The sequence below is a fragment of the Mycobacterium lehmannii genome (assembly GCF_001499925.1).
Classification (GTDB): Bacteria; Actinomycetota; Actinomycetes; order Mycobacteriales; family Mycobacteriaceae; genus Mycobacterium; species Mycobacterium lehmannii.
In genome coordinates, this window is sequence record NZ_LQIR01000069.1 from 35514 (window position 1) to 58098 (window position 22585).

At 66.2% G+C, this 22585-nt stretch carries 23 protein-coding genes; 9 read left to right on the forward strand and 14 right to left on the reverse strand.

Translation table 11 applies throughout. From position 1 onward, the window contains the following. The first annotated feature begins 81 nt into the window (after positions 1–81). Positions 82–744, forward strand: coding sequence for a response regulator (locus AU192_RS24190; RefSeq protein WP_064400080.1), 663 nt, complete (start codon positions 82–84; stop codon positions 742–744). Beyond that, complete coding sequence (locus AU192_RS24195) at positions 741–1979, forward strand: GAF domain-containing sensor histidine kinase (RefSeq protein WP_064400081.1); 1239 nt, start codon at positions 741–743, stop codon at positions 1977–1979. Before AU192_RS24190 ends, AU192_RS24195 begins: the two co-directional genes overlap by 4 nt. A gap of 7 nt (positions 1980–1986) precedes the next feature. On the opposite strand, the gene AU192_RS24200 is transcribed toward AU192_RS24195, so the two are convergent. Next, the gene (locus AU192_RS24200; RefSeq protein WP_064400082.1) at positions 1987–2463 is read right to left on the reverse strand and encodes a MarR family winged helix-turn-helix transcriptional regulator; all 477 of its coding nucleotides are present in this window, start codon (positions 2461–2463) and stop codon (positions 1987–1989) included. Between the two features lie 88 nt (positions 2464–2551). On the opposite strand from AU192_RS24200, the gene AU192_RS24205 reads away from it, so the two are divergent. Further along, positions 2552–3508 (forward strand): NmrA/HSCARG family protein, encoded by a 957-nt coding sequence (locus AU192_RS24205; protein WP_233151378.1) that lies wholly within the window; start codon positions 2552–2554, stop codon positions 3506–3508. Between the two features lie 16 nt (positions 3509–3524). Here AU192_RS24205 and AU192_RS24210 read toward each other — a convergent pair whose 3' ends face one another. The 8 genes from AU192_RS24210 to AU192_RS24245 form a co-directional block, all read right to left on the reverse strand. Beyond that, a complete protein-coding gene (locus AU192_RS24210) occupies positions 3525–4037 on the reverse strand; it encodes a MarR family transcriptional regulator (RefSeq protein WP_064400084.1) in 513 nt (170 codons plus the stop codon). A gap of 39 nt (positions 4038–4076) precedes the next feature. Then, positions 4077–5111, reverse strand: a complete 1035-nt coding sequence (locus tag AU192_RS24215) for a pyridoxal phosphate-dependent aminotransferase (protein WP_064400198.1) — start codon at positions 5109–5111, stop codon at positions 4077–4079. Continuing rightward, a complete protein-coding gene (locus tag AU192_RS24220) occupies positions 5111–6121 on the reverse strand; it encodes a 3-oxoacyl-ACP synthase III family protein (protein ID WP_064400085.1) in 1011 nt (336 codons plus the stop codon). The genes AU192_RS24215 and AU192_RS24220 overlap by 1 nt, the downstream gene beginning before the upstream one ends. Before the next feature lie 7 nt (positions 6122–6128). Further along, positions 6129–6794, reverse strand: coding sequence for a hypothetical protein (locus AU192_RS24225; RefSeq protein ID WP_064400086.1), 666 nt, complete (start codon positions 6792–6794; stop codon positions 6129–6131). Then, complete coding sequence (locus AU192_RS24230; protein ID WP_064400087.1) at positions 6775–8481, reverse strand: thiamine pyrophosphate-binding protein; 1707 nt, start codon at positions 8479–8481, stop codon at positions 6775–6777. Before AU192_RS24230 ends, AU192_RS24225 begins: the two co-directional genes overlap by 20 nt. 71 nt (positions 8482–8552) lie before the next feature. Then, on the reverse strand, positions 8553–9278 hold the full coding sequence (locus AU192_RS24235) for an anti-sigma factor family protein (RefSeq protein WP_064400088.1): 726 nt from the start codon (positions 9276–9278) through the stop codon (positions 8553–8555). Beyond that, positions 9275–9790, reverse strand: coding sequence for a sigma-70 family RNA polymerase sigma factor (locus tag AU192_RS24240; RefSeq protein ID WP_064400089.1), 516 nt, complete (start codon positions 9788–9790; stop codon positions 9275–9277). The genes AU192_RS24235 and AU192_RS24240 overlap by 4 nt, the downstream gene beginning before the upstream one ends. 62 nt (positions 9791–9852) lie before the next feature. Beyond that, positions 9853–10314, reverse strand: a complete 462-nt coding sequence (locus AU192_RS24245; protein WP_064400090.1) for a MarR family winged helix-turn-helix transcriptional regulator — start codon at positions 10312–10314, stop codon at positions 9853–9855. Between the two features lie 158 nt (positions 10315–10472). Between AU192_RS24245 and AU192_RS24250 the strand changes: the two genes are divergently transcribed. Beyond that, positions 10473–10904, forward strand: coding sequence for a Fur family transcriptional regulator (locus tag AU192_RS24250; RefSeq protein ID WP_064400091.1), 432 nt, complete (start codon positions 10473–10475; stop codon positions 10902–10904). A 12-nt stretch (positions 10905–10916) separates the two neighbouring features. Then, positions 10917–12407 (forward strand): catalase, encoded by a 1491-nt coding sequence (locus tag AU192_RS24255; protein ID WP_064400199.1) that lies wholly within the window; start codon positions 10917–10919, stop codon positions 12405–12407. A 29-nt stretch (positions 12408–12436) separates the two neighbouring features. On the opposite strand, the gene map is transcribed toward AU192_RS24255, so the two are convergent. Genes map through secY form a run of 3 tightly spaced genes read right to left on the reverse strand, consistent with a single transcriptional unit; the run spans position 12437 to position 15122 of the window. Then, complete coding sequence (gene map / locus AU192_RS24260) at positions 12437–13231, reverse strand: type I methionyl aminopeptidase (protein ID WP_064400092.1); 795 nt, start codon at positions 13229–13231, stop codon at positions 12437–12439. Between the two features lie 5 nt (positions 13232–13236). Further along, a complete protein-coding gene (locus AU192_RS24265; RefSeq protein ID WP_064400093.1) occupies positions 13237–13785 on the reverse strand; it encodes an adenylate kinase in 549 nt (182 codons plus the stop codon). Beyond that, a complete protein-coding gene (gene secY, locus AU192_RS24270; RefSeq protein WP_064400094.1) occupies positions 13782–15122 on the reverse strand; it encodes a preprotein translocase subunit SecY in 1341 nt (446 codons plus the stop codon). The genes AU192_RS24265 and secY overlap by 4 nt, the downstream gene beginning before the upstream one ends. Before the next feature lie 262 nt (positions 15123–15384). On the opposite strand from secY, the gene AU192_RS24275 reads away from it, so the two are divergent. From AU192_RS24275 to AU192_RS24285, 3 genes are read left to right on the forward strand one after another with little or no spacing between them, the layout of a single operon-like run. Beyond that, positions 15385–16338, forward strand: coding sequence for a class I SAM-dependent methyltransferase (locus tag AU192_RS24275; RefSeq protein ID WP_064400095.1), 954 nt, complete (start codon positions 15385–15387; stop codon positions 16336–16338). Further along, positions 16335–17237: a class I SAM-dependent methyltransferase gene (locus tag AU192_RS24280; RefSeq protein ID WP_064400096.1), complete on the forward strand. Its 903-nt coding sequence runs from the start codon at positions 16335–16337 to the stop codon at positions 17235–17237. Before AU192_RS24275 ends, AU192_RS24280 begins: the two co-directional genes overlap by 4 nt. A 9-nt stretch (positions 17238–17246) precedes the next feature. Continuing rightward, complete coding sequence (locus tag AU192_RS24285; protein ID WP_064400097.1) at positions 17247–18146, forward strand: class I SAM-dependent methyltransferase; 900 nt, start codon at positions 17247–17249, stop codon at positions 18144–18146. Positions 18147–18197: 51 nt separating this feature from the next. On the opposite strand, the gene AU192_RS24290 is transcribed toward AU192_RS24285, so the two are convergent. Continuing rightward, positions 18198–19202: an AraC family transcriptional regulator gene (locus tag AU192_RS24290; RefSeq protein WP_064400098.1), complete on the reverse strand. Its 1005-nt coding sequence runs from the start codon at positions 19200–19202 to the stop codon at positions 18198–18200. Between the two features lie 87 nt (positions 19203–19289). On the opposite strand from AU192_RS24290, the gene AU192_RS24295 reads away from it, so the two are divergent. Further along, positions 19290–20765 (forward strand): flavin-containing monooxygenase, encoded by a 1476-nt coding sequence (locus AU192_RS24295; RefSeq protein WP_064400200.1) that lies wholly within the window; start codon positions 19290–19292, stop codon positions 20763–20765. A gap of 23 nt (positions 20766–20788) precedes the next feature. On the opposite strand, the gene sppA is transcribed toward AU192_RS24295, so the two are convergent. Then, entirely contained in the window at positions 20789–22585 is a 1797-nt protein-coding gene (sppA, locus tag AU192_RS24300) for a signal peptide peptidase SppA (RefSeq protein ID WP_064400099.1), read from the reverse strand.

Genomic DNA, 22585 nt, shown 5'->3' on the forward strand with positions numbered 1-22585 from the left:
GGGGGATCGTCGGTGCCGCTTCGGCCCGCCGCACCCCGCCGACATGCTTCACCTGGGAAATGGCACCTCTAAGGTAGGTGCATGCCGAGCAGCCCACCGGTACGTCTTGTGCTGGTCGACGACCACGAAATGGTCATCGAGGGCCTCAAGGCCATGCTGGCGGCGTTCGCCGACCGGGTACAGGTCGTCGGGCAGGCCGTCGGCGCCGAACGCGCAACCGCGGTCATCGACGATCTCGATCCCGACATCGTGCTGTGCGATGTGCGGATGCAGGGTGCCAGCGGCCTGGACCTGTGCGCCGAACTGCGCGAACGCAACGCCGACCGCAAGATCGTCATGCTGTCGGTCTACGACGACGAGCAATACCTGTTCCAGGCCCTTCGGGTCGGGGCGTCCGGATATCTGCTCAAGAGCATCAGCAGCGACGAACTGGTGCGGCAGCTGGAGTTCGTCCACCGTGGCGAGACCGCGATCGACCCGGGCATGGCGGCCAGGGCCGTCGACACCGCGGCGCGGCTTCAGCGCGACGAGTTCTGGCCCGGCGCGCGCCAGGGGTTGACCCAGCGTGAGAGTGAGATCCTCTCGCTCGTCGTCAACGGGCTGTCCAACCGGGCGATCGCGGCCAAGCTGGTCATCGGGGACGAGACGGTCAAGACCCACCTCAGTTCGATCTACCGCAAGCTCGGGGTCAGCGACCGCACCGGCGCCGTCGCGACGGCCCTGCGCGAGGGAATCTTCAAGTGACGACGGAATCGGGTCCGTCGGACGCGGTGCGGGAGCTGAGCCAGTACGCGCTGGCCGCCGACCGCGAGCTGGCCCTGCTGCGCGAGCTGATCCAGGCCGCGTCCAAGGGTCCCGGTGTCGAACCGCTGGCCGCCGCGGCCGCGCGGATGATCACTGCGGCCACCGCCAGCGACGTGTGCTTCGTGCATGTCCTCGACGACAGCGACCGGTCGCTCACGCTGGCCGGTGCCACACCGCCGTTCGACGCCGAGATAGGAAAGATCAGACTGCCTCTGGGTCAGGGCATCTCGGGTTGGGTCGCCAGCCACCGAGAGCCGGTGGTGATCACGCAGGACAAGGAGTCCGATCCGCGCTACATGCCGTTTCAGTCGTTGCGGGGCAGCGATTTCACGTCGATGGTGTCGGTGCCGATGGAGACCGACCCCGGCGGCCTTGTCGGCGTGTTGAACGTGCACACCGTGGAGCGCCGCGACTTCGCCGAGCGCGACGTCGAGTTGCTCGTGGTGATAGGCAGGCTCATCGCAGGGGCCATGCACCAGGCCCGGCTGCACCGGCAGCTGGTGGCCCGCGAACGGGCCCACGAGAATTTCGTCGAGCAGGTGATCGAGGCTCAGGAGCTCGAACGACGAAGGCTTGCAGGCGATATCCACGACGGTATCTCCCAGCGGCTGGTCACCTTGTCCTATCGGCTGGACGCCGCGACCCGTTCCGACGAACCCGCGATCGTCGCCGAACAGCTCGGCAAGGCACGCGAGTTGGTCGACCTGACACTGCAGGAGGCCCGCGCGGCGATCAGCGGGTTGCGCCCGCCGGTTCTCGACGACCTCGGACTGGCCGGCGGACTGGCCAGCCTCGCCCGATCGATACCGCAGATCGGCATCGAGGTGGATCTGGCCGAGCGCCGCCTCCCCGACCACATCGAGCTCGCGCTGTACCGCATCGCCCAGGAGTGCCTGCAGAACGTCGTCAAACACGCCAAGGCCACGTCGGCCCGGCTGACGTTCGCCGTCGACCCCGGTGACAGCGGCGACGTCGCACGTCTCGAAATCATCGACGACGGAGTGGGTTTCGATACCTTCGAACATCCGCTGGGCGGCGACGACATGGGCGGCTACGGCCTGCTGTCGATGGCCGAGCGCGCCGAGATCGTCGGCGGTCGGCTCAACATCCGGTCCCGCCCGGGAGCGGGGACGGCGGTGACGGCGACGATTCCGCTGCCGACCGTGCTGGAGTAGGCCCGCGTCACTCCAGGGTGCAGTCCTTCGCGAGGTGCTCCTCGATGGCGGCGATCACCTCGTGGGAGGCTTCACGGAAAGCCTCGAGGCGCTTCGGCCCGAGCACGTCGATGAACAGTTCCCGCACCCGTTCCGCATTGGCCGGTGCGGACGCCTTTATCGCCGCGCGGCCGGTATCGGTCAGCACGATGTCGGGATAACGGCCCGTCGACTCCTCCCGGCGGATCAGGCCACGCTTCTGCATCCGGGTCAGGTGGTGTGACAGCCGGGTCTTCTCCCAGTGGGTGGCCCTGCCGAGCTCGTAGGCGCGCATCCGCCCCTTCGGCGCCTCCGACAGGTTGACCAATATCTCGAAGTCGGCATCCGAGAGCCCGAACTCGCGCTGCAGGTGCATCACCAGGTGGCGCTCGAGCTTGTGCCGCATCGTCACGAATGCGCGCCAGGCGCCCAGTTCTTCCTCGGTCAGCCGCCCTTTACCAGCCATGACGGTGATCCTACCGGATCAGGTTGACATATCAACTCGGCCAACTACCCTCGAAGGGGTTGACGTATCAACCTAGGAGGAGATGACCATGGCACAGCATGTGATCACCGTTGTGGGAGCGACCGGCAACCAGGGCGGCGGACTGGCCCGAGCGATCCTGTCCGATCCCGGCGGGCAGTTCTCGGTTCGTGCGGTGACGCGCAACCGGCACTCCACGCAGGCCAAGCGGCTCGCCGCAGGGGGCGCGGAAGTCGTCGAGGCCGACCTGTACGACGTCGCGGGCATGCAGCGCGCATTCGAGGGAGCCGAGGCGGCGTTCGTCGTCACCAATTACTGGGCGGAGCGGACGGCAGAAGAGGAAGCCGTCCGCACCCGGGCGGAATCGGAGCTGTACCAAGCCGAAACGGCGGCGCGCGCGGCGAAGTCAGCGGGCGTGGCGCACGTCATCTGGTCGACGTTGGAGGACACCCGGGACCACTTCGGTGACGACGCACGGGTGCCGACGGTCGAGGGGCGGTACAAGGTGCCGCACTTCGACGCGAAGGCAGAGGCGGACGCCGCCTTCGCCGAACACGGTGTGCCCACGACATTTCTCCGAACAGCCGGGTTCTACGAGGGGTTCCTCTCCGACCTCCAACCAGTCCGCGATCCGAGCGGGCACCTGGTGCTGACGCTGCCGATGGCGGACCGCCCGATGGCCGCGATCGCCGTCGGCGACATCGGCCGAACCGCACTCGGCATCTTCAAGCGGGGCCCGGAGTTCATCGGCCAGACCGTGAGCATCGCCGGTGACCACTTGACCGGCGACGAGTTCGCCGCCGAACTCTCCAGGCTGCACGGAGAACCGGTAGCTTACCGACCGCAGTCCTGGAATGAGCTGCGCGCCATGGGATTCCCCGGCGCCGTCGAGATGGGCAACATGTTCCAGTTCTACGCCGAGGACTCCGAACGGTTCACCGCTGCGCGCGATCTGGCGTTCGTACGGACGCTGAACCCCGATCTGTTGTCCTTCCACGACTGGGTGGCGCGGCAGAACGCGGCATGACCCGCACCGACCGGACCTAGAAGTCCCCGGAGTTGCGGCGCAGCGTCTGGATCGAATCGGCAAGGGCCCGCGACTCGGTGCTCGACATTCCGATGTCGGCGAAGACCTCGTTGTTCAACGTCACCGTGGCGTCCTCGACAGTCGAGCGGCCGAGGTCGGTGATCTGAACCAGCGTGGTGCGCCCGTCGGTCGGATGGGGGATCCGCTCGACGAGACCGTCGCCCTCCAGCCGCCGGATCGCGTGCGTGACACTGGTGACGTGCACCTGCAGCCGATCGGAGGCCTTGGTGATCGGCAGCGCGCCGTTGCGGGTGAACGCCAGCAGCCTCAGCAACTCGAACCGCGAGAAACTCAGATCGTAGGGCCGTAGTGCGCTTTCGACGCGCGCCAGCAGGATCTGGTGGGCCCGCATCACCGATGTCACCGCGACCATGCCGTCGGCGACCTCGCCCCACCCGCAGCGCTCCCAGTTGGCCCGCGCGAGCGCGATCGGGTCATGGTCATCCTGCCGCGACGGTTGGGGGGCCACGCCTCTTCATACCGCATCGATCGGCGCGGTCAGCAGATTTCAGCGCATGGCCTTGGCGACCGCGGCCACCACGGCGCGGGTGGATCTTCGGTCTCCCACGGTGATGCGCACGCCGCCGTCGGCGTACTGGCGGACACGCACTCCGTTCGTCTCGAAGACCTTCCCCCAGCCACGGCCACAGTCCGGTACATAGACGAAGTTGGCGTTGCTCTCGGTGCTGTACACCCCCATGGACCGCAGCCGCATGCGCAGGTGTCGACGCTCGCTGGTGATCATCCGGATGCGTTGACTCAGCTCGGCTTCCGCGTCGAACGACGCCGCGACCCCGACGAGTGCGGTGATCGCGACACCAAAAGGCAGTTGCATGCTCCACAGCCTGCCGGCGAGCTGCGGGGCGCAGAAGCCGTACCCGATGCGAAGTCCGGCTAACCCGTAGGCCTTCGAAAACGTCCGCAGCACCACCACATTGGGGTGCCGCGCGACCAATCCGACGGCGTCCATGCGGTACTCCGGCGCCAGGAACTCCGCGTAGGCCTCGTCGAGAAGGACCACTGTCTCCGGCGACAGGCACCGAAGGAACCGCTCGAGTTCGGCGGCGTGCTCGATTGTGCCGGTCGGGTTGTGCGGACGGCACACCACCACGACCCTGGCACCGGTCGCGGCCGACGCCATCGCGTCGAGATCGTGGTGACCGTGCGCGTCCAACGCAACGGCGACCGATTCCAGCCGCGCCATCTGCGCGAAGATCGGATATCCGTCGAACGTCGGCGTGGCCATGACGATTCGATCACCGGGATCCGTCACCGCATGCAACACCTGCATGATCACACCGGTGGCGCCGGCCCCGACCACGACCTGCTCGTCGCGCAGGCCCGTGTGTCCGGCGATCAGCGAGCGCAGCCGCTCGGGCAGATACTCCGGATACCGGTTGGCCGCCTCGATCGAAGCGCTCAGCGCCGAACGCACGGACGGCAGTGGTGGGAAGGGATTCTCGTTGAGCGACAGGGCCATCGGGTCCAACGAGGTGGGTAGCGCGCCGAGCGCCTCCGCTCCCCTGTGCATCGGTTCGGACATCAGCCGCGGCCGCCCCACCGCACTGCGGCCGCCCCGGCGAAATCACCGGCGTGGGCGAACGCCGCCATCAACACGACCTCCCCCGGTTTGAGTCTTCCGCTGTCAATTGCACGATCGAGATTGACCGGAATGCCCGCGGCGAACAGGTTGCCGCACTGGTCGAAGGTGTCGACGTGACGCTCGGGCGGGAGTTCGAGCGCTTCTCGCCAGTTGCGCAAGAACACCCGGTTCGGCTGGTTGGTGACGAGCAGGTTCAGATCGGGAGGCTTGACCCCGATGCGGTCGCATACCGCGTACGACACCTCGGGAACCTGGCGGTTGCCTCGCGCCAGCACCTTGGTGATCTTGCTTTCGGTGAAACCGATGTAACCCTCCCCAGGGCCCGGCTGCCACCACTTGCGCGGCGGGTCGGACGCGATCGTCATATCGCCGGCGAACTCGCCGTAGGTGCGACATTCGACGTCGAGGATCGGTGACTGCTCCGACACCGCCAGCAGGCCGACGGCCGCACCGTCGCCCGGCACCGACGCCTGGGCCTTACGCCGCACCTGGGGTTGGTCGAAGACCTGACCGGCGGCGTTCTGCGCGACGGCGACCAGCGCCGTGCGTCCAGCGCCGGAGGACAGCAGCTGCCGCGCCACCTGCAGCCCGAACACGAACGCCGCGCAGCCGCCGTTGTGCAGATCGAGCACCCATGTCGGCTTCATACCGAGTCGGTGCGCCATGGCACCGCCGCCACCGTAGAACGGGACGTCGGGCATCTGGGTGTGGGTGATCAGTACGTCGGCGCCGGCGACGGCGTCCTGGCCGCGACGCTCGATCAGGCCGGCGGCCGCACGCTCGACCATGTCGACGGCGGTCTCGTCGGGCGCGACATGATGGCGGAATCTGGGGGCGCGGAACATCATGTTGTCCCGCAGATCGTCGGATTCGGCGAACTGCGCATAGTATTCGGCGCCGATCGGCTCACCCGGCAGGTACGTCGATACGTCCAGAAGGCTGACGGTCATACCGAACTCACCTCATCCAATCGGGCGTCACGGGAAGGCCGTTGCGGTGCCGGTACTCGGCGATGGCCTTGAGATTGCGCAACTCGAGCAGGTGGCCGGGGCCGAACATGTCCCAGAAGTCGCCCACCCATACGGGTCGCTCGGGTGGGGCCGACTCCGGATACGGGTTGCGGTCATAGAACGGGTGATGACAGTTGGTCCACAGCACCACCGAACCGGGTTTGTCGAACACGAGCTGGGCATCGACGACACGCATCAGGTAGATCATCCACAGGTGCCTGCCCTGATCCCACGCGCAGTGGTAATCCACCGTCATGGCCGCCTCGTTGGCGACCGTGCGGGTGAATATCTGCGTCTGCGAGCCCAGCCGGTCGTAGGCCACCCACAGCCCTGGTTCCTCGGTGGGGGCGAAACCGCGCAGGCTGTAGGTCCATTCCTCCAGACACCTTGTGTCGGAGAGGTATTCGAATAGCGCGCCGGGCGGACAGTCGACGTACTCGTTGACGGTGCAGTACTCGCCGTAGACGTAGTCGTGCGGATAGACCGACCGCATCATCTCCATGATGATCGGGGTGGCCTTCTCACGCGGTGACGTCTCGACGCGAATGAGGCCGTCGAGCGGCTCGCCAGTGCCGCGATGGGTGGTGATGTCGTCAAGGGCGGGCAGGGACATGGTTGCGGATCTCCTCTGCGGCAGATGGTTTGACGCTGTCTCGGTCGAGGAACGCCGCGAACGGCGGAATCTCATCGGCAGAACATTCGATGCTGATGACGGCGGGGCCGTCGGTCTCGAGCGCAGCTGTGAGTGCGGCGGGCAGCGACGCGACGTCCTCGATGTCGGCGGTGCGCAGTCCCGGGAACATCGCGCCAAGTCCGGCCCCCAACCGGCTCGGCCCGAACCGGTTGTAGCTGTACCGATCGCCGTAGAACACCTGCTCGCGAGTGAGGCACATCGCGTGCGCGTGGTTGTCGAACAGGAGGAACGTCACCGGCAGCCCGTACTCGCGCGCGGTGTGAATCTCCATGCCGTGCATGAGGAAACTGCCGTCGCCCGCTACCACCAGCGTCCGCCTGCCCCGGCCGAAGGCCATTCCGATTCCTGCGCCGAAGCTGTATCCCATGCCCCCCATGCCGAGCGCGACGACGAACCGGCCGTCGCGCCGCACCGGCAGGTGATGAATCGCCGCCGCCCCGATATTGCCCGCGTCGACCACGATGTCCACGCCGTCGGGCAACGTCGCGTCGAGCGCCAGCATCGCGTCGCGATACCGGACGCCGGTTCCGAGATGGGGCGGCGGCTGCAACTCGTCACGGGTCACCGTGTCGGGCACCCGCAGGCGCGCAGGCCGGCCCGCACCTGACAGCGCGTCAGTGAGCGCCCGAAGCGAGGTGCGCAGATCGTCGGTGTGCGCGTGGGTGCATGCGAGATACGGTGGGGCGCAGCCCATCGAGAACACGGGAACCGAGGCCAGGGCGTTCTCGAGGCCGGCCCGCGCCGTGACCGTCATCCTGGTGCCCACCAGGAGGCACAACCCACTGTCGGCCAGTGCCGAGGCGATGGTCGGATGACCCATCACTCCGGTGACGCCCAGCGCCGACGACGATCCCATCCCCGGTGTGCCCGCGACGTCCTTCGCGTCGGGCACGGTGGCCACCCGGGCGCGCAGCAATGCCCGCAGCGCCTCGAGCTCGGCACGCGCGTCGTCGCGGGCAACCTGTTCTCCCGCGATGATCGTGACGGGACCCTCGACTCGCCGAAGCGCCCGCGCGACCGCATGCGGGGCAGCCGGTGTCACACCGACACGCTCGCCGACCACCACACCGCCGTTGACAGGCACCGCGGCTTGCTGGATGTCTTTGGGCAGCAACAGCACCGACGGCCCTCGCCGGGCCGCTGCGGCCTCGATCGCTGCGGGAAGTGCGGTCACGATGTCCGCGGGCGTGAGTATCCACCGGCAATGCACCGACACCGCCGAGAACAGCGCGTGCGCATCGAGTGCCCCGTTGCGGCCGCTGGTGTCCTGGAACGCGCCTCGACCGTCGAGTGCGCTCGGCGGTTGTCCGATCAACGCCAGTACCGGCACTCGGCTGGCCAACGCTTCCCCCAGTGCGGGAACGGTGTTCAGGCAGCCACCACCCGACGTCGCCGCCACCACGCCGATTCCGCAGCCGCCGCGGCTGTATCCGTCGGCCATGGTGGCAGCGGAGAACTCGTGCTTGGCGAGCACGGCGTCGATGTCGGAACGGAAATACGCCGCGTCGTAGAGATCCTCGATGTTGGCACCGTCGACACCGAAGATGAACTGCACGCCGATCGCCGCAAGGTACTCGACGATGTGGTCGACGACTCGATGGCCCATCTCTCACCTGCTTTCGGACTTCAGCGAGTTACACGGTGCGCGGGCAGGCGGAGTTCATCGGTTCAGAACATTCACAGCGAACGCTCGAGAAGCACTTCACCGGATTCGGGTGAAACCAGTTGCACAGCAGCGATTTCGTCCATCTGCATCGGCGTAGTGGCGCTCGGCAGTGCGGTCGCGCCCGACAGCCCCAGCCACGTCGCCACTTGGTTGCGGCTGCCGTCGTGTCCCACCACAACCATCCCCAGGTTCTGGGGCGGCGCATCGCGTTGGCCCCAGTCGCCGTAGGTGCATGCCATGTCGATTCGAGTGCCCCAGCCGTACCCCGTCATCGAGATGGTCGCGTTGATCGGCGTCTCGGAAACCTTGGCCATCTCCAGTTGCTGACCGGACGCCTGCGGCGGTGTGCCGGTTTGCAACCCGAACGTCTCCGGACGGACCGCGATCGCGATGCCGACCACCAGCACGGCGGCGGCCAGACCGATGGCTGCCGAGGTCATCCACCGCGACCGCCTGCGTCGCGCGCGCACCCTGTTCAACAGCCCGCTCAACAGTTCTGGCGGGGGTTGTGCGTGCGCGGGCTCATGGCCGTCGAACTCGGCCGGTTCGACCGTGCCCAGCAGAGTGGGGATGTCGCGCAGTTCGGCGACCGCGGCCGTGCAACGCTCACAGGTCGCAAGATGTGCCTCGTACTCGAGGCGGTCCTGTTCGGTCAGCGAGCCCAGGACGTAGGCGGCGTCCCACGTGGCGTGCCGATCGTCGTCCGCTCGGCCGAGGACGGGTTCGAATGCCGTCACCGTGTCACCCCCATCTCCTCCAACTTGAGCTTGAGCGCTCGTACCCCGTAGTGCAGCCGTGACTTCACGGTGCCTTCGGCGATGTGGAGGTCGGCTGCGATCTGCGCCGTGGTCCAGCCCTGGTAGTACGCGCGGCTGATGACCGCGCGGTGCTCCTCGGACAGCGCACCGACGGCTTCGCCGAGCATCATTCGGTTCAACGCAGCCTCCACCTCGTCGGGCCCGGCCCGGTCCGCGGTCGTCTCCATGTCGGCGGTGCCGGCTTCGCTACGGAAGCGGGCACTGCGTGTCTCGTCGATGATGAGGTTGCGGGCCACGGTGAACAACCACGGTCGCGCCGACCTCGAGGCGTCGGCCGTCACCTCGGGGTGTCGCCACGCCCGCAGTAGCGTCTCCTGCACCACATCCTCCGCCCGGGCCGTGTCGCCGGTCAGCCGGACCGCATAGCGCCAGATCGCGGCGGCGTGCTCGGTATAGAGCACCCGCATGACGGTCGCGTCCGGGTCGTCCAACTTCAACCTCCGCCCTAGACACGAGGTTGGCGGTCGTCCGGTTCAGTATCGGCGCTGCATCCTCACAGCGGGACGGAGTTGCGCCGGGCACCTGCTTGGTTCTCGGCGAACCGTTCATGCAGGGTGCGCAGCACCGCCGCGCACGCCGCCCGCTCGGCTGGGTCGATGTGGTCGAGCACCCGGGCCAGTTCGCGGCGCCGACGAGCGGTGACCTGCTGCACCAGTTTGCGGCCCGAAGCAGTCAACTCCAGGGTGACGACGCTGCGGTTCGACGGATCCGAGCCGCGCACCAGGTGGCCAGAGGCATGCAGTCGGTCGGCCAGACGCGTCACCGTGGATCCGACCACTCCGAGCGCCTTGGCGCATTCAGTCGACGTCGATCGACCGCGCTGTTGCAACACCGCGAGCAACCGGAACTGCGGCAGCGAGACGTCCACCTCTTCGACACTGCGCAGCGCCAGGCCCACCAAATCCCTGGCCGCCACCTCGAACGCCGTCAGCTCTTCTTTTGGTGTCTTGGTCACGTCGGTATTCCGGGCGCGTGCATGCCGAAATTGTCGCACGCGGGCACACCCAGTCAGCACTGCTGACCTCCTAGGTATTGCTTTTTGCAAGACTTGCAGAATGCAAGGGATTGGGGCAGAATGGAAACTTGACTGGTTCAAGTATTCGGAGGGGCCGCATGTCCGCGAGTCGTTGGCACGACGATCTGCGCGCCGCCGGGCTGCGAATCACCAAACCCCGACTCGCGGTGCTCGCTGAGGTCCAGAAGCATCCGCACGCCGACGTCGAAGAGATCGCCGCCGGAGCGCGTCGGCGCATCGGATCGCTGTCGACACAAGCGGTTTACGACGTGCTCTACGCCCTCACCGGCGCGGGCTTGTTACGCCGCGTCGAACCGGCCGGCTCACGCGCCCGCTTCGAACTGCAGACCGGCGACAACCACCACCACGTGGTCTGTCGATCGTGCGGCGCCATCGACGACGTCGAGTGCGCCACCGGGCGAGCCCCGTGCCTACATGCCGACGGTGCAACCGGCTACGCGATCGACGAGGCCGAAGTGACTTTCTGGGGCCTGTGCCCCGACTGCAATGGCAGCACACAACCCATTTGAATGGAGATTCTGATGACCGCTTCGAAATTCGGCTCCACCACCGGCACCGGCGCACCGGCTTTCAGCGACCGCAATAGTCTCAGCGTCGGCTCGAACGGACCACTCGTCCTGCACGACGTGCATTTCCTGGAGCAGATGGCCCACTTCAACCGTGAGCGTGTCCCCGAACGTAGCCCGCACGCCAAGGGCTCCGGCGCCTTCGGGGTGTTCACCGCCACCGAGGATGTCTCGCAGTTCACCAAGGCCGCACTGTTCCAGAAGGGCGCGAAAACCGATCTGCTGATTCGCTTTTCGACAGTGGCCGGTGAGCAGGGCAGCCCGGACACGTGGCGGGATGTGCGCGGATACTCGCTGAAGTTCTACACCTCAGAAGGCAACTACGACCTGGTCGGCAACAACACGCCGATCTTCTTCGTCCGCGACCCGATGAAGTTCCCCCATTTCATCCGGAGCCAGAAGCGGCTGCCCGACTCCGGCCTGCGGTCCTCACAGATGCAGTGGGATTTCTGGAGTTTGAACCCCGAGTCCGCCCACCAGGTGACCTACCTGATGGGTGAGCGCGGCCTGCCACGGACCTGGCGCCACATGAACGGCTACGGCTCGCACACCTACATGTGGGTCAACGCCGCAGGCGAGAAGTTCTGGGTGAAGTACCACTTCCACACCGACCAGGGCATGGAGTTCCTCACCAACGACGAGGCCGCCGCCCTGGCCGGTGAGGACAGCGACTTCCACCGCCGGGACCTCTTCGATGCGATCAACCGGGGAGAGCACCCAAGCTGGCGGCTCTCGGTGCAGGTGATGCCGTATGCCGAGGCGGCCGATTACCGGTTCAACCCGTTCGACCTGACCAAGGTGTGGCCGCACGCGGACTACCCGCTGATTCCGGTCGGCAGCTTCACGCTCAACCGCAACCCGGAGAACTTCTTCGCCCAGATCGAACAGGCGGCGTTCTCCCCGGGTAACACGGTGCCGGGTATCGGCCTGTCGCCGGACAAGATGCTGCTCGGCCGCGCGTTCGCCTACAACGACGCGCAGCGTAACCGGATCGGCACCAACTTCCACCAGCTGCCGGTGAACCAGCCGCGCGACGGGGTGCCGATGAACTCCTACATGTTCGACGGCCAGATGACCTACCACCACTCCGGCGCGGCACCGGTTTACGCGCCGAACAGCGGCGGACGTCCGTGGTCGGACACCACCGGCCCGGCCGAGGACGGCTGGGAGGCAGACGCCGAACTGGTGCGCTCGGCCTACGCGCTGCACGCCGAGGACGACGACTTCGGCCAGCCCGGCACGATGGTGCGCAAGGTGTGGAACGACGCGCAACGCACCGCGGCGGTCGAGACGATCGCGGGCAGCCTCGACGGGGTGACCGGCGAGGTGCTCGACCGGTCGCTGGAGTACTGGCGCAATGTCGACGACGATCTGGGCGCCCGGATCGAGAAGGCGGTCCGCGGGGACGCCGCACCCGAACCCGTGCAGGGTATGGGCGAGGGCTAACCGCCCTTAGATGATTTCGCGCGGGCGGCCTACTGAGTGAGGATCCGCGGCCCGTCCTCGGTGACGGCCACGGTGTGCTCCCAGTGGGCCGCCCGCGATCCGTCTGTGGTAACGACGGTCCACTCGTCCTCGAGGATCACGGTCTTGGTGGTGCCCAGCGTCAGCATCGGCTCGATGGCCAGCACCGAACCGACCGCCAGATAGGGTCCGCGCCCGGGCGCACCCTCGTTGGGCAGGAACGGGTCCATGTGCATCTGCCGTCCGATGCCGTGTCCGCCGTAGCCGTCGACGATGCCGAACTTGCGGCCGTACCGCTTCTCGGCGGCGCGCGCCGCGGTCTCGATGGCGTGTGAAACGTCGGTGAGCCGGTTGCCGGGCACCATCGCGGATGCGCCGGCCTCCATGGCTTCCTTGGTGGCCTGCGACAACGCCTCGTCGACCGGGATCAGCGTCCCGACCCCGAACGTGATCGCCGAGTCGCCGTGCCAGCCGTCGACGATCGCCCCGCAGTCGATGGACACCAGGTCCCCGGACGCCAGGGTCTCTGCCGCAGACGGAATACCGTGCACTACACGGTCATTGACCGAGGAGCAGATGCTCGCGGGATACCCGTGGTAGCCGAGGAAGGAGGGCACACCTCCGCCGTCGCGGATCACCGACTCGGCGACCTCGTCGAGCGCCAGTGTGGTCACGCCGGGGGCGGCGGCCTGACGGACCGCGGCCAGCGCCGACGCCACCAAGGCTCCCGCGACGGCCATCGCGTCGAGTTCATCGGGGGTGCGCTGCGGTACGACCTTGCGTCCGCGCAGGCCCATCAGGCCCATATCCGCTACTTACCGAGCGCCTGCAGTGCGCGCGCGAAAACCTCGTCGAGAGCGCCGACCGCGTCGACTTGCTGCAGGTTGTTGCTGCTGTAGTACTCGAGCAGGGGGTAGGTCTCGTCGCGATAGACCTGCATGCGGTTGCGGATCACGTCTTCGGTGTCGTCTTCGCGGCCGCGGGACTTGAGACGCTTGAACAGCTCGTCCTCGGAAACCTTGAACTCCAGCACCGCATCGAGCTTGGTGTCGTGGCGCTTGAGCATGTCGTCGAGCGCCTTGGCCTGCTCCACGGAGCGGGGGTAGCCGTCGAGGATGAACCCGTCGGCCGCGTCGGGCTGTTCGATGCGGTCCTCGACCAGCTTGTTCGTCAGCTCCGATGGCACCAGGTCGCCCGCGTCGAGGTATTTCTTGGCTTCCAGCCCCAGCGGGGTGCCGTCGCCGATGTTCTTGCGGAAGAGGTCGCCGGTCGAGATCTGCGGAATTCCGAGCTTCTCGGAGAGCTTCTGGGCCTGTGTTCCCTTGCCGGCGCCGGGCGGTCCGAGCAGAACGACTCTCACTTCAGGAACCCTTCGTAATTGCGCTGCATCAGCTGGCTCTCGATCTGTTTGACGGTATCCAATCCGACCCCGACGAGGATCAGTACGCCCACACCACCGAACGGCAGGTTCTGCACGGGCCCGCTGCTCCCCACGGAGAGGAACAGGTTCGGCAGCACGGCGATCAGACCCAGGTAGATCGAACCTGGAAGGGTGATCCGGCTCAGTACGTAACGCAGGTAGTCCGCGGTCGGCTTGCCAGGCCGGATGCCGGGGATGAAGCCGCCGAACTTCTTCATCTCGTCGGCCCGCTCATCGGGGTTGAACGTGATGGAGACGTAGAAGTAGGTGAAGAACACGATCAGCGCGAAGTAGACCCCGATGTAGGCCAGGCTGCTGGGATCTGTCAGGTAGTTCGCGACGAACGTGTTCCACCAGTTGGTGCTGTTCGGATTCGAGCTTCCGCTCTGGATGAGCTGGGTGATGAGCTGCGGGATGTAGATCAGCGACGAGGCGAAGATCACCGGGATGACGCCTGCCTGGTTCACCTTCAACGGCAGGTACGTCGAGGTGCCGCCGTACATCTTGCGGCCAACCATCCGCTTGGCGTACTGCACAGGGATTCGGCGCTGGCCCTGCTCGACGAACACCACGCCGACAATGATCGCCAGCGCACCGGCGCAGACCAGCGCGAACACCAGGCCGCCGCGGCTCTCGAGAATGGTCTGACCCTCGCCCGGGATCGCCGAGGCGATGCTCGCGAAGATGATCAGCGACATGCCGTTGCCGATGCCGCGCTCGGTGACCAGCTCGCCCATCCACATCACCAGCGCCGCGCCCGCGGTCATCACCAGCACCATCACCACGAGGGTGAAGATGTTCAGCCCCTCGCTCTGGCCCTGGATGATGTCCAGCGAGCAGCCTTGGAGCAGGCCGCCGTTGGCCGCCAGCGCCACGATGCTGGTGCTCTGCAGAATGGCCAGCGCAATGGCCAGATAGCGCGTGTACTGCGTCATCTTGGCCTGGCCGGACTGGCCTTCTTTGCGCAGCTGCTCGAACCGCGGGATCACCACGGTCAGCAGCTGCACGATGATGCTCGCGGTGATGTAAGGCATCACACCGACGGCGAACACCGACAACTGCAGCAACGCGCCGCCGGAGAACAGGTTGATCAGCGAGTAGATCTGGCCGGACTCACCGCCGGTGACCTCAGCGATGCACTCCTGCACGTTCGGGTAGTTCACCCCGGGAGACGGGATCGCGGCCCCGACCCGGTAAAGGATCACGATGCCCAGGGTGAACAGGATCTTTCGCCTCAGGTCGACCGTCCTGAGTGAAGAGATGAAAGCCGAAAGCACTCTTCCTCCTGCGCAGCCGGCCTGTTGATCGCGGCGTGCGGATGGGGCTGGATTCGACCAGCGTCTTGGTTAAGTCGTGTGCGGACCCCCGTCAAGCGCGCAGCCTGCAGAGTTACCCGTCAAACAGTCTACGAGAGTAACAGTTGGGGCCCCGTGGGCCCGCATCCCGCTGATCGTCCCGCCTCACAGCGACCTCTCAGGCCGGGAACATACCGTGGAACCGATCTCGTTATATCCACTAATCAATACGTCAGGAGTTGAGATGGCACGTACGGGTCCACGTTTTGAGGGAGACACCTGGGACCTCGCCAGCAGCGTCGGTGCCACCGCGACGATGGTCGCGGCGGCGAGGGCGATCGCCAGCACGGGTGCCGACGCGCTGATCTGCGATCCGTACGCCGAACCGTTGGTGCGCGCCGTGGGCGTGGACTTCTTCACCCGCCTGGCCAGCGGTGAGCTCACGCTCGAGGACCTCGACGGTGGCACCTCGGATGGGGCCACGGTCGGGATGGCCCGGATGACCGACAACATGGCCGTGCGGACCAAGTTCTTCGACGAGTTCTTCTCAGAGGCCGCCGAAGATGGTGTCCGGCAAGCGGTGATCCTGGCCTCCGGGCTCGACGCGCGCGCCTACCGGTTGGCATGGCCGGCGGGGACGACGGTCTTCGAGATCGACCAGCCCGACGTCATCGCGTTCAAGACCCGGGCGATGGCCGATCTCGGCGCCGAGCCGACCGCACGGCGCAGGGCGGTGGCAATCGACCTGCGCTTCGACTGGCCCGCGGCATTGAAGGACGCGGGTTTCGACCCCGCCCTGCCGACCGCCTGGAGCGCCGAGGGTCTGCTCGGATACCTGCCGCCGGAGGCACAGGACAAGCTGCTCGACACGATCACCGAGTTGAGCGCCCCGGGTAGCCGGGTCGCGGTAGAGAGCGGCCCGTCCAGCAGCGACCCCGCCGCTCGCGAGAAGGTGCTGGCCCGGATGCAGGAATCAGCGGAGCGGTGGCGCGAACACGGCTTCGAACTCGACTTCTCCGAACTCGTCTACATCGGCGAGCGCAACGAGGCCGGAGCCTACCTCGAGGAGCGGGGCTGGCGCCTGACCCGCCGCGCGGTCGGCGAGCTGCTGGCCGAGAACGGACTGCCTCCGCTGCCGGAGGACGACGACGCCAGGTTCGGTGAGATGCAGTACATCAGCGGCATACTCGAGAAATGAGCCGAACGGATTCGGACAGTTGGGACCCCGCATCCAGCGTAGGGACCACGGCCACAATGGTCGCCGCCGCACGCGCGATCGCCAGCCGCGAAAGTGACCCGCTCTTCGTCGATCCGTACGCCGCGCCGCTGGTGCGTGCGGTCGGCATCGACTTCTTCACGGGCCTGGTCGACGGGGGCATCGAGGGCAACGACATCGACGGCGCCGGTGCCGACTTCATGGCCAGGATGATCGCGGTGCGCACACGGTTCTTCGACGACTTCTTCCTCACCTCCACCGGAGGTGGAATCCGGCAGGCGGTGATTCTGGCCTCGGGTCTGGACTCGCGGTCCTACCGGCTGCCGTGGCCCGACGGGACCGTTGTCTACGAGATCGACCAGCCGCAGGTGATCGAGTTCAAGACCGCGACGATGGCCTCGCTGGGGGCCTCCCCCTCTGCCCAGCTGCGCACTGTCGGTATCGACCTGCGCGATGATTGGCCGAACGCGTTGCGCGACATCGGTTTCGACCTGGCACAGCCCGCAGCGTGGAGCGCGGAAGGACTGCTCGTCTACTTGCCGCCGGAAGCGCAGGACAAGCTGTTCGACGACATCGGCACGCTGAGCACACCGGGAAGCAGGCTCGCCACCGAATACCATCCCGACGCCGCCGCGACGATCGGCGAACGCAGTAAGGCGATCAGCAAACAGTGGGGTGAGAACGGCGTCCACCTCGACATCTCGCACCTCTTCTACGAGGGCGAGCGCAGCCACGTCGTCGACTATCTGACCGAGCACGGTTGGCAGGTCTCCACCAAGAGCCGTCCCGAGGTGTTTGCGGGATACGGCCGAGAATTTCCCGACACGGAACTGCTTGCCCCGATGCGTGATTCGCTCGCGATCACCGCAACCCGCAACTGAGGAGCACGAATGGCCCGCACCGACAACGACACCTGGGATATGGCATCCAGCGTCGGCTCGACCGCGACCATGGTCGCCGCACAGCGCGTACTGAGCCACCGCGAGGGCCTGATCGACGACCCGTACGCCGAAGCTCTGGTGCGCGCGGTCGGGCTCGACTTCTTCATCCGGGCGCTCGACGGCGAGATATCCCTGGACGACATCGACCCTCGCTTCAACACGCGCCGCGCCGCCGAGGGAATGGCTGTGCGGACCCGCCATTTCGACCGGCTGTTCGCCGACGCCACGGCTGGTGGTGTCCGCCAAGCGGTGATCTTGGCCGCGGGGCTCGACGCCCGCGGCTACCGCCTGTCGTGGCCGACGGGCACCACCGTGTTCGAGCTCGACCAGCCGGAGGTGATCGCGTTCAAGAGCGACACCCTTTCGGCGTTGGGGGCCGAACCGACCGCGAACCGGCGCGTGGTGGCGATCGACCTGCGCGATGACTGGCCGAAAGCGTTGCTGGACAACGGCTTCGACCCTATGCGACCGACGGCCTGGATCGCCGAGGGGCTGCTGATCTACCTGCCGCCCGAAGCGCAGGACCTGCTGTTCGACCGGATCGATGAACTGAGCGCACCGGATAGCCGGGTGGCCACCGAGCACATCCCCGACGTCAGCATGTTCTCCGACGAGCGGGCCCGGGAGATCGCCGAGAAATTGCAGGCTTACGGACAGAACATCGAGATGGGTGAGCTCATCTATCACGGTGAGCGCAACGACGTCGTCGACTATCTGACCGACCGCGGATGGGACGTCACGACGCAGAGCATGCCGGATGCCTATGCCGCCAACGGTTTCACGTTCGACGAGGACAGCACGATCGGCTTTTTCAGCGATATGAGCTACCTGTCGGCGATCAAACGCTGACCCGAAGCTGCGCGAGCGTGCGCGTTTGCACACGACGCGCCGCGAAAATCCCTACAGATGTGCACGTTCGCGAAACTCCCGCGGCGTCGTACCGAACCAGCGGCGGAACGACCGATTGAACGCACTTTGTTCGGAGTAGCCCAGTAGGTGCGCGATCTGACTCAGATGCAGGGTTGAAATCGCCATGTACTTCGCCGCTTGCACTCGGCGTTCTCTGTCGATCAGGTCTTGACAACTAACGCCTTCGGCTGCCAACCGCCGCTGCAGCGTCCTTGGATGCAGTGCTAGTTGCTCGGCGATGGATTCGACCGTGCACAGTCCAGCGGGCAGGAGGCGGTGCGCCAGATCGGCGACACGATCGGATAATTGCCCATCGCTCGGGGTATGCGTGACTTCGACATACTTGACCGCGATGCGCTTGGCCAAGGGGTCTACGTTGTCGATGCGCCGGTGGAGCACGGAGGTCGGCAGCTCGATACCGCACCAGCTCTGTTCGAAGCGCACCGGGCAGCCCAAGGCGTCTTGGTACACGCTCTCCGGGCTCAGCCGGGCGTGCCGGAATGCCACAGTGGCCGGTGTTTCCCTGCCCGCGAGTACCCTCAAGACCTGAACGAGGGTCCCCACACTCATCTCGTACGCCTGCAAGGGGTAGTACCCGAGGTCCGGTTCAATCACCTCGTATGTGAGCCGGGTGGCTGTATCGGTATGCGGCACAAGGGCAAGTTTGAACGCCGTGGAATGCGCGTAGCTGTAGCGCATTCCAGCCTGGATGGCGTCCGCCACGAATTCGGAATTCCGGACTATTACCGCGATGGGGCCCCCGACGGCGATGCCACGCATGCAAGACAACCGGAGACCGAAATCCACGCACCGTAGTTCGTCGGCGGTCGCCGTGATCATGTTTCCGAAGGGAAGCACCGGTATCAGAGCGTCTTCGCATTCTTCGACGCCGGCGGGAATGGCGAATCTTGCGTAATACGCCGCGGGATCGCCTCCGAGCTCTCGAACAAGCTCGGGATACCCACGCAGGGCCGTGCCGCGGATCATGCCACTCATTCGGCCACCCCCAAGGTGTCGCGAAGTGGTAAAAGTGTGTCGGAAAATGTCAAGACGGTCAATGCCGTGCGCCGCCACGCTACTGGCATGAGCGCACCGGATTTCGATGTACTGATCATCGGCGCGGGACTGGCAGGAGTGGGCGCCGCTTGCCACGTGACAAGAAGCCTCCCGCATAAGAGCTTGGCGCTGCTCGAGCGACGCGAGCACCTGGGTGGCACGTGGGACCTTTTCCGCTACCCCGGCATCCGGTCCGACGTCGACATGCTGACGCTCGGATACGGGTTCCGCCCTTGGCGTAGCCCCGACATAGTTGCGAGAGGTGACAAGATCCGCCAGTACATCGCCGATACAGCAGCCGAGTTCGGCATCGCCGAGAAGATTCTGTATGGATTCAAAGTCTTGAGCGCAGAATGGTCCACCACCCACTGCCGGTGGACAGTGAACGCCGTGCATGAGGCCACCGGGGAGATCCGCCACTACTCTTGTGGGTTCCTCATCAACTGCACCGGTTACTACAACTATGACGTCGGGTATCTTCCCGACTTTCCAGGCGCCGACCAGTTCAATGGGCGATTCGTGCACACTCAGCACTGGCCCCAGGATCTGGACTACACGGGTATGCGCGTCGTCGTAATCGGCAGCGGGGCAACCGCTGTCACCGTTGTCCCCGCAATGGCAAGCGGCGCTGAGCATGTCACGATGCTGCAACGCTCGCCGTCTTACGTGATGTCATTGCCGGCATTCGACAAGGTCTCGGAATTCTTGGGGCGGGTCCTTCCCGAAGAGACGGTGTACGGACTTGCCCGCAAGCGCAACATCGTCATGCAACGCAAGGTCTATCTGGCGTGCAGGCGTTGGCCGCGGCTGTCCCGGAGACTCTTGCTAAGGCACGTTCGTCGACGGGTGGGTCCTTCGATTGACATGCGGCATTTCACGCCTCGATACATGCCGTTCGATGAGCGGCTGTGCGTCGCATCCGACGGCGACTTCTTCAAGGCAGTGAAGTCTGGGTCTGCATCCATCGTCACCGACGAGATCGAGCGCTTCACCGAAGGCGGAATCCTTCTGAAGTCCGGATGTGAACTCGAGGCCGACCTTATCGTCGCGGCGACCGGGCTGAACCTTCAGTTTCTCGGTGGGATGCAGTTGACGGTCGACGGCGTGCCATGTGATCCCAGCACTCGCATGACTTACAAGAGTGTCCTAGTCGAGGACGTGCCGAATTTCGCCTGGTTGTTCGGCTACATCAATGCGGCGTACACGCTCAAGGCCGACATCGCGAGCGCCTACTTGTGCCGGCTGCTCAAACACATGGACGACAATGCATTCGCCGTCGCAAGACCTTGCGATTCCAATGCCTGCTCGACAGCTGCGAGCGTTATGGACGACTTGCATTCTGGGTACATTCGACGCGCGCAAAACCTTCTGCCTCGCCAAGGGTCTGCCGTTCCCTGGAAGGTACTCATGCACTACGAGAAGGACTGTCGGCTGCTGCTCGAGGATCCGATCGACGACGGAATTCTGTCGTTCAGTGGCGCGCCGGTGGGCGCAGTTGCTTGAACCCCTCGCTCTGACCCGATCGCTCAGAACCGGTAATCGCCGAACAACAGCGCGCTGACGCCACTGAGCGAGCGCTCCGTCTCGTCGGCCAACTGCACCACGGACCGCCCGAGCAGTCCGGCGACGGCGTCCGGTAGCGATGCCGCCGGCAGCGACGACGGTTTGGGCCGCAACCGGTCCAGCAGCGACGAACCCGGATACGTGACGATGCGCACCTCGGCGTCGACGTCGATCCCCGCCAACACTTTGGCCCTCGTGATCGCGGCGCGCAGGCCGCCGAGGTGATCGACCAAACCGTGCTCGTGCGCGTCGGCACCGGTCCAAACCCGACCGCGCGCGACGGCGTCGACATCCTCGACGCTCATCTTGCGGCCCACGGCGACCCGCTCGATGAAATCGGTGTAGAGCAGGTCCGCCTCGGCCTCCACGTGTGCATGCTGCTCGTCGGTGAACGGCTCGTTGAGCGACCAGACGTCGGCGTTGCGGTTGGTACGTACCGTCCCGGAGCCGACGCCAAGACGCCCCTTGAGCTCGCGAGCCACCAGCTTGCCCGCCAGCACACCGATCGAGCCGGTAATGGTGCCGGAATTGGCGACGATCTCATCGGCGGCCATCGACACGTAGTAGCCGCCGGATGCCGCGACGGCGCCCATCGACGCGACCACCGGCTTGCCTTTGTCGCGGCTCTGTTGCACTTCGCGCCAAATGGTTTCCGATCCGGTCACCGAGCCGCCGGGGCTGTCCACCCGCAACACGATCGCCGAAACGTCTTCGGCGGCCGCGGCTTCGCGAAGCGCCGCGGCGATCGTGTCGCCGCCCGCGCTCGAACTGCCCAACGGCAGCGGTTGCGTGCCGCCGCGACCACTGACGATCGGGCCGTGCAGGGTCACCACGGCGATCGTCGCCTTCTTGCGTCCGGGGATGGACGGCACGGGCAGAGCCGGGCGTTCCGCCGTGGCACGCGCATAACGCGACAGGAACAGCCGCGGCGGCGCGTCGTCGGAGTCGGCGTCCGCGCCTGCCGTGAAGTCCGGTGCGCCGGCCAGTTCGGCCATGCGTGCATAGGCTTCGTCACGGAAGCCGACGCGGTCGATCAACCTTCCGGCGAGCGCGTCTTCGCGCAGCAACGGCGCCTTGTCGGCGAGCGCGTCGACGTCCTCGGGCTCGAGGTGACGCGACTGTGCGACCGCCTCCAGCACCTGGGTGTGCAGGCTTTGAATCAACCGTTCGTCGGCCTCGCGATGGGCCTCGGTGTAACCGTCTTCGGTGAAACGGTTTGCCGCAGACTTGTATTCACCGCGCGCGATGAACTGCGCCTCGACTCCGATCTTGTCGAGCGCGCCGCGCAGGAACAGTGCGTTCGTCGCAAAACCCACCAGTCCCACCGTGCCCGCAGGTTGCATCCAGACCTCGCGGAATGCTGAGGCCAGGTAGTACGACAGCGTGCCGGGATAGGTCTCGGCCCACGCCAACGACGGCTTGAGGTCGCTGAACGCCGCGATGGCTGAACGCAGTTCCTGCACCGGGCCCGGCGACGCAGCGGGCAGCTGCACCCGAGCGATCAGGCCGGCGACCCGGTCGTCCTCGGCCGCCCGGTGGATCGCCGCGACGGCCTCCCGCAACAGAAGCGGACGGCCCGCCCCGGAGATCAATGCCAGCGGGTCGAACCCGGCGGTCTCGCTCGGCACCGACGTCAGGTCGAGTTCGAGCACGCATCCGTTCGGGACACCGTTGTGGCGGGCGGTGTCGATGCGCCGCGCCAGCGCGCGCACGTCGTCGAGACCGGGGAGTCCGGACATGCCGGGCAGGAAAACGGACAT

What these genes read in the sequence shown, in the direction of transcription:
- AU192_RS24250 (WP_064400091.1), top strand. Translation starts at nt 10,473, where the DNA reads ATGTCCGCGAGTCGTTGGCACGACGATCTGCGCGCCGCCGGGCTGCGA.
- AU192_RS24275 (WP_064400095.1), top strand. Translation starts at nt 15,385, where the DNA reads ATGGCACGTACGGGTCCACGTTTTGAGGGAGACACCTGGGACCTCGCC.
- sppA (WP_064400099.1), bottom strand. Translation starts at nt 22,585, where the DNA reads ATGTCCGTTTTCCTGCCCGGCATGTCCGGACTCCCCGGTCTCGACGAC.
- AU192_RS24190 (WP_064400080.1), top strand. Translation starts at nt 82, where the DNA reads ATGCCGAGCAGCCCACCGGTACGTCTTGTGCTGGTCGACGACCACGAA.
- AU192_RS24215 (WP_064400198.1), bottom strand. Translation starts at nt 5,111, where the DNA reads ATGTCCGAACCGATGCACAGGGGAGCGGAGGCGCTCGGCGCGCTACCC.
- AU192_RS24205 (WP_233151378.1), top strand. Translation starts at nt 2,552, where the DNA reads ATGGCACAGCATGTGATCACCGTTGTGGGAGCGACCGGCAACCAGGGC.
- AU192_RS24230 (WP_064400087.1), bottom strand. Translation starts at nt 8,481, where the DNA reads ATGGGCCATCGAGTCGTCGACCACATCGTCGAGTACCTTGCGGCGATC.
- AU192_RS24255 (WP_064400199.1), top strand. Translation starts at nt 10,917, where the DNA reads ATGACCGCTTCGAAATTCGGCTCCACCACCGGCACCGGCGCACCGGCT.
- AU192_RS24290 (WP_064400098.1), bottom strand. Translation starts at nt 19,202, where the DNA reads ATGAGTGGCATGATCCGCGGCACGGCCCTGCGTGGGTATCCCGAGCTT.
- map (WP_064400092.1), bottom strand. Translation starts at nt 13,231, where the DNA reads ATGGGCCTGATGGGCCTGCGCGGACGCAAGGTCGTACCGCAGCGCACC.
- AU192_RS24280 (WP_064400096.1), top strand. Translation starts at nt 16,335, where the DNA reads ATGAGCCGAACGGATTCGGACAGTTGGGACCCCGCATCCAGCGTAGGG.
- AU192_RS24200 (WP_064400082.1), bottom strand. Translation starts at nt 2,463, where the DNA reads ATGGCTGGTAAAGGGCGGCTGACCGAGGAAGAACTGGGCGCCTGGCGC.
- AU192_RS24220 (WP_064400085.1), bottom strand. Translation starts at nt 6,121, where the DNA reads ATGACCGTCAGCCTTCTGGACGTATCGACGTACCTGCCGGGTGAGCCG.
- AU192_RS24285 (WP_064400097.1), top strand. Translation starts at nt 17,247, where the DNA reads ATGGCCCGCACCGACAACGACACCTGGGATATGGCATCCAGCGTCGGC.
- AU192_RS24225 (WP_064400086.1), bottom strand. Translation starts at nt 6,794, where the DNA reads ATGTCCCTGCCCGCCCTTGACGACATCACCACCCATCGCGGCACTGGC.
- AU192_RS24295 (WP_064400200.1), top strand. Translation starts at nt 19,290, where the DNA reads ATGAGCGCACCGGATTTCGATGTACTGATCATCGGCGCGGGACTGGCA.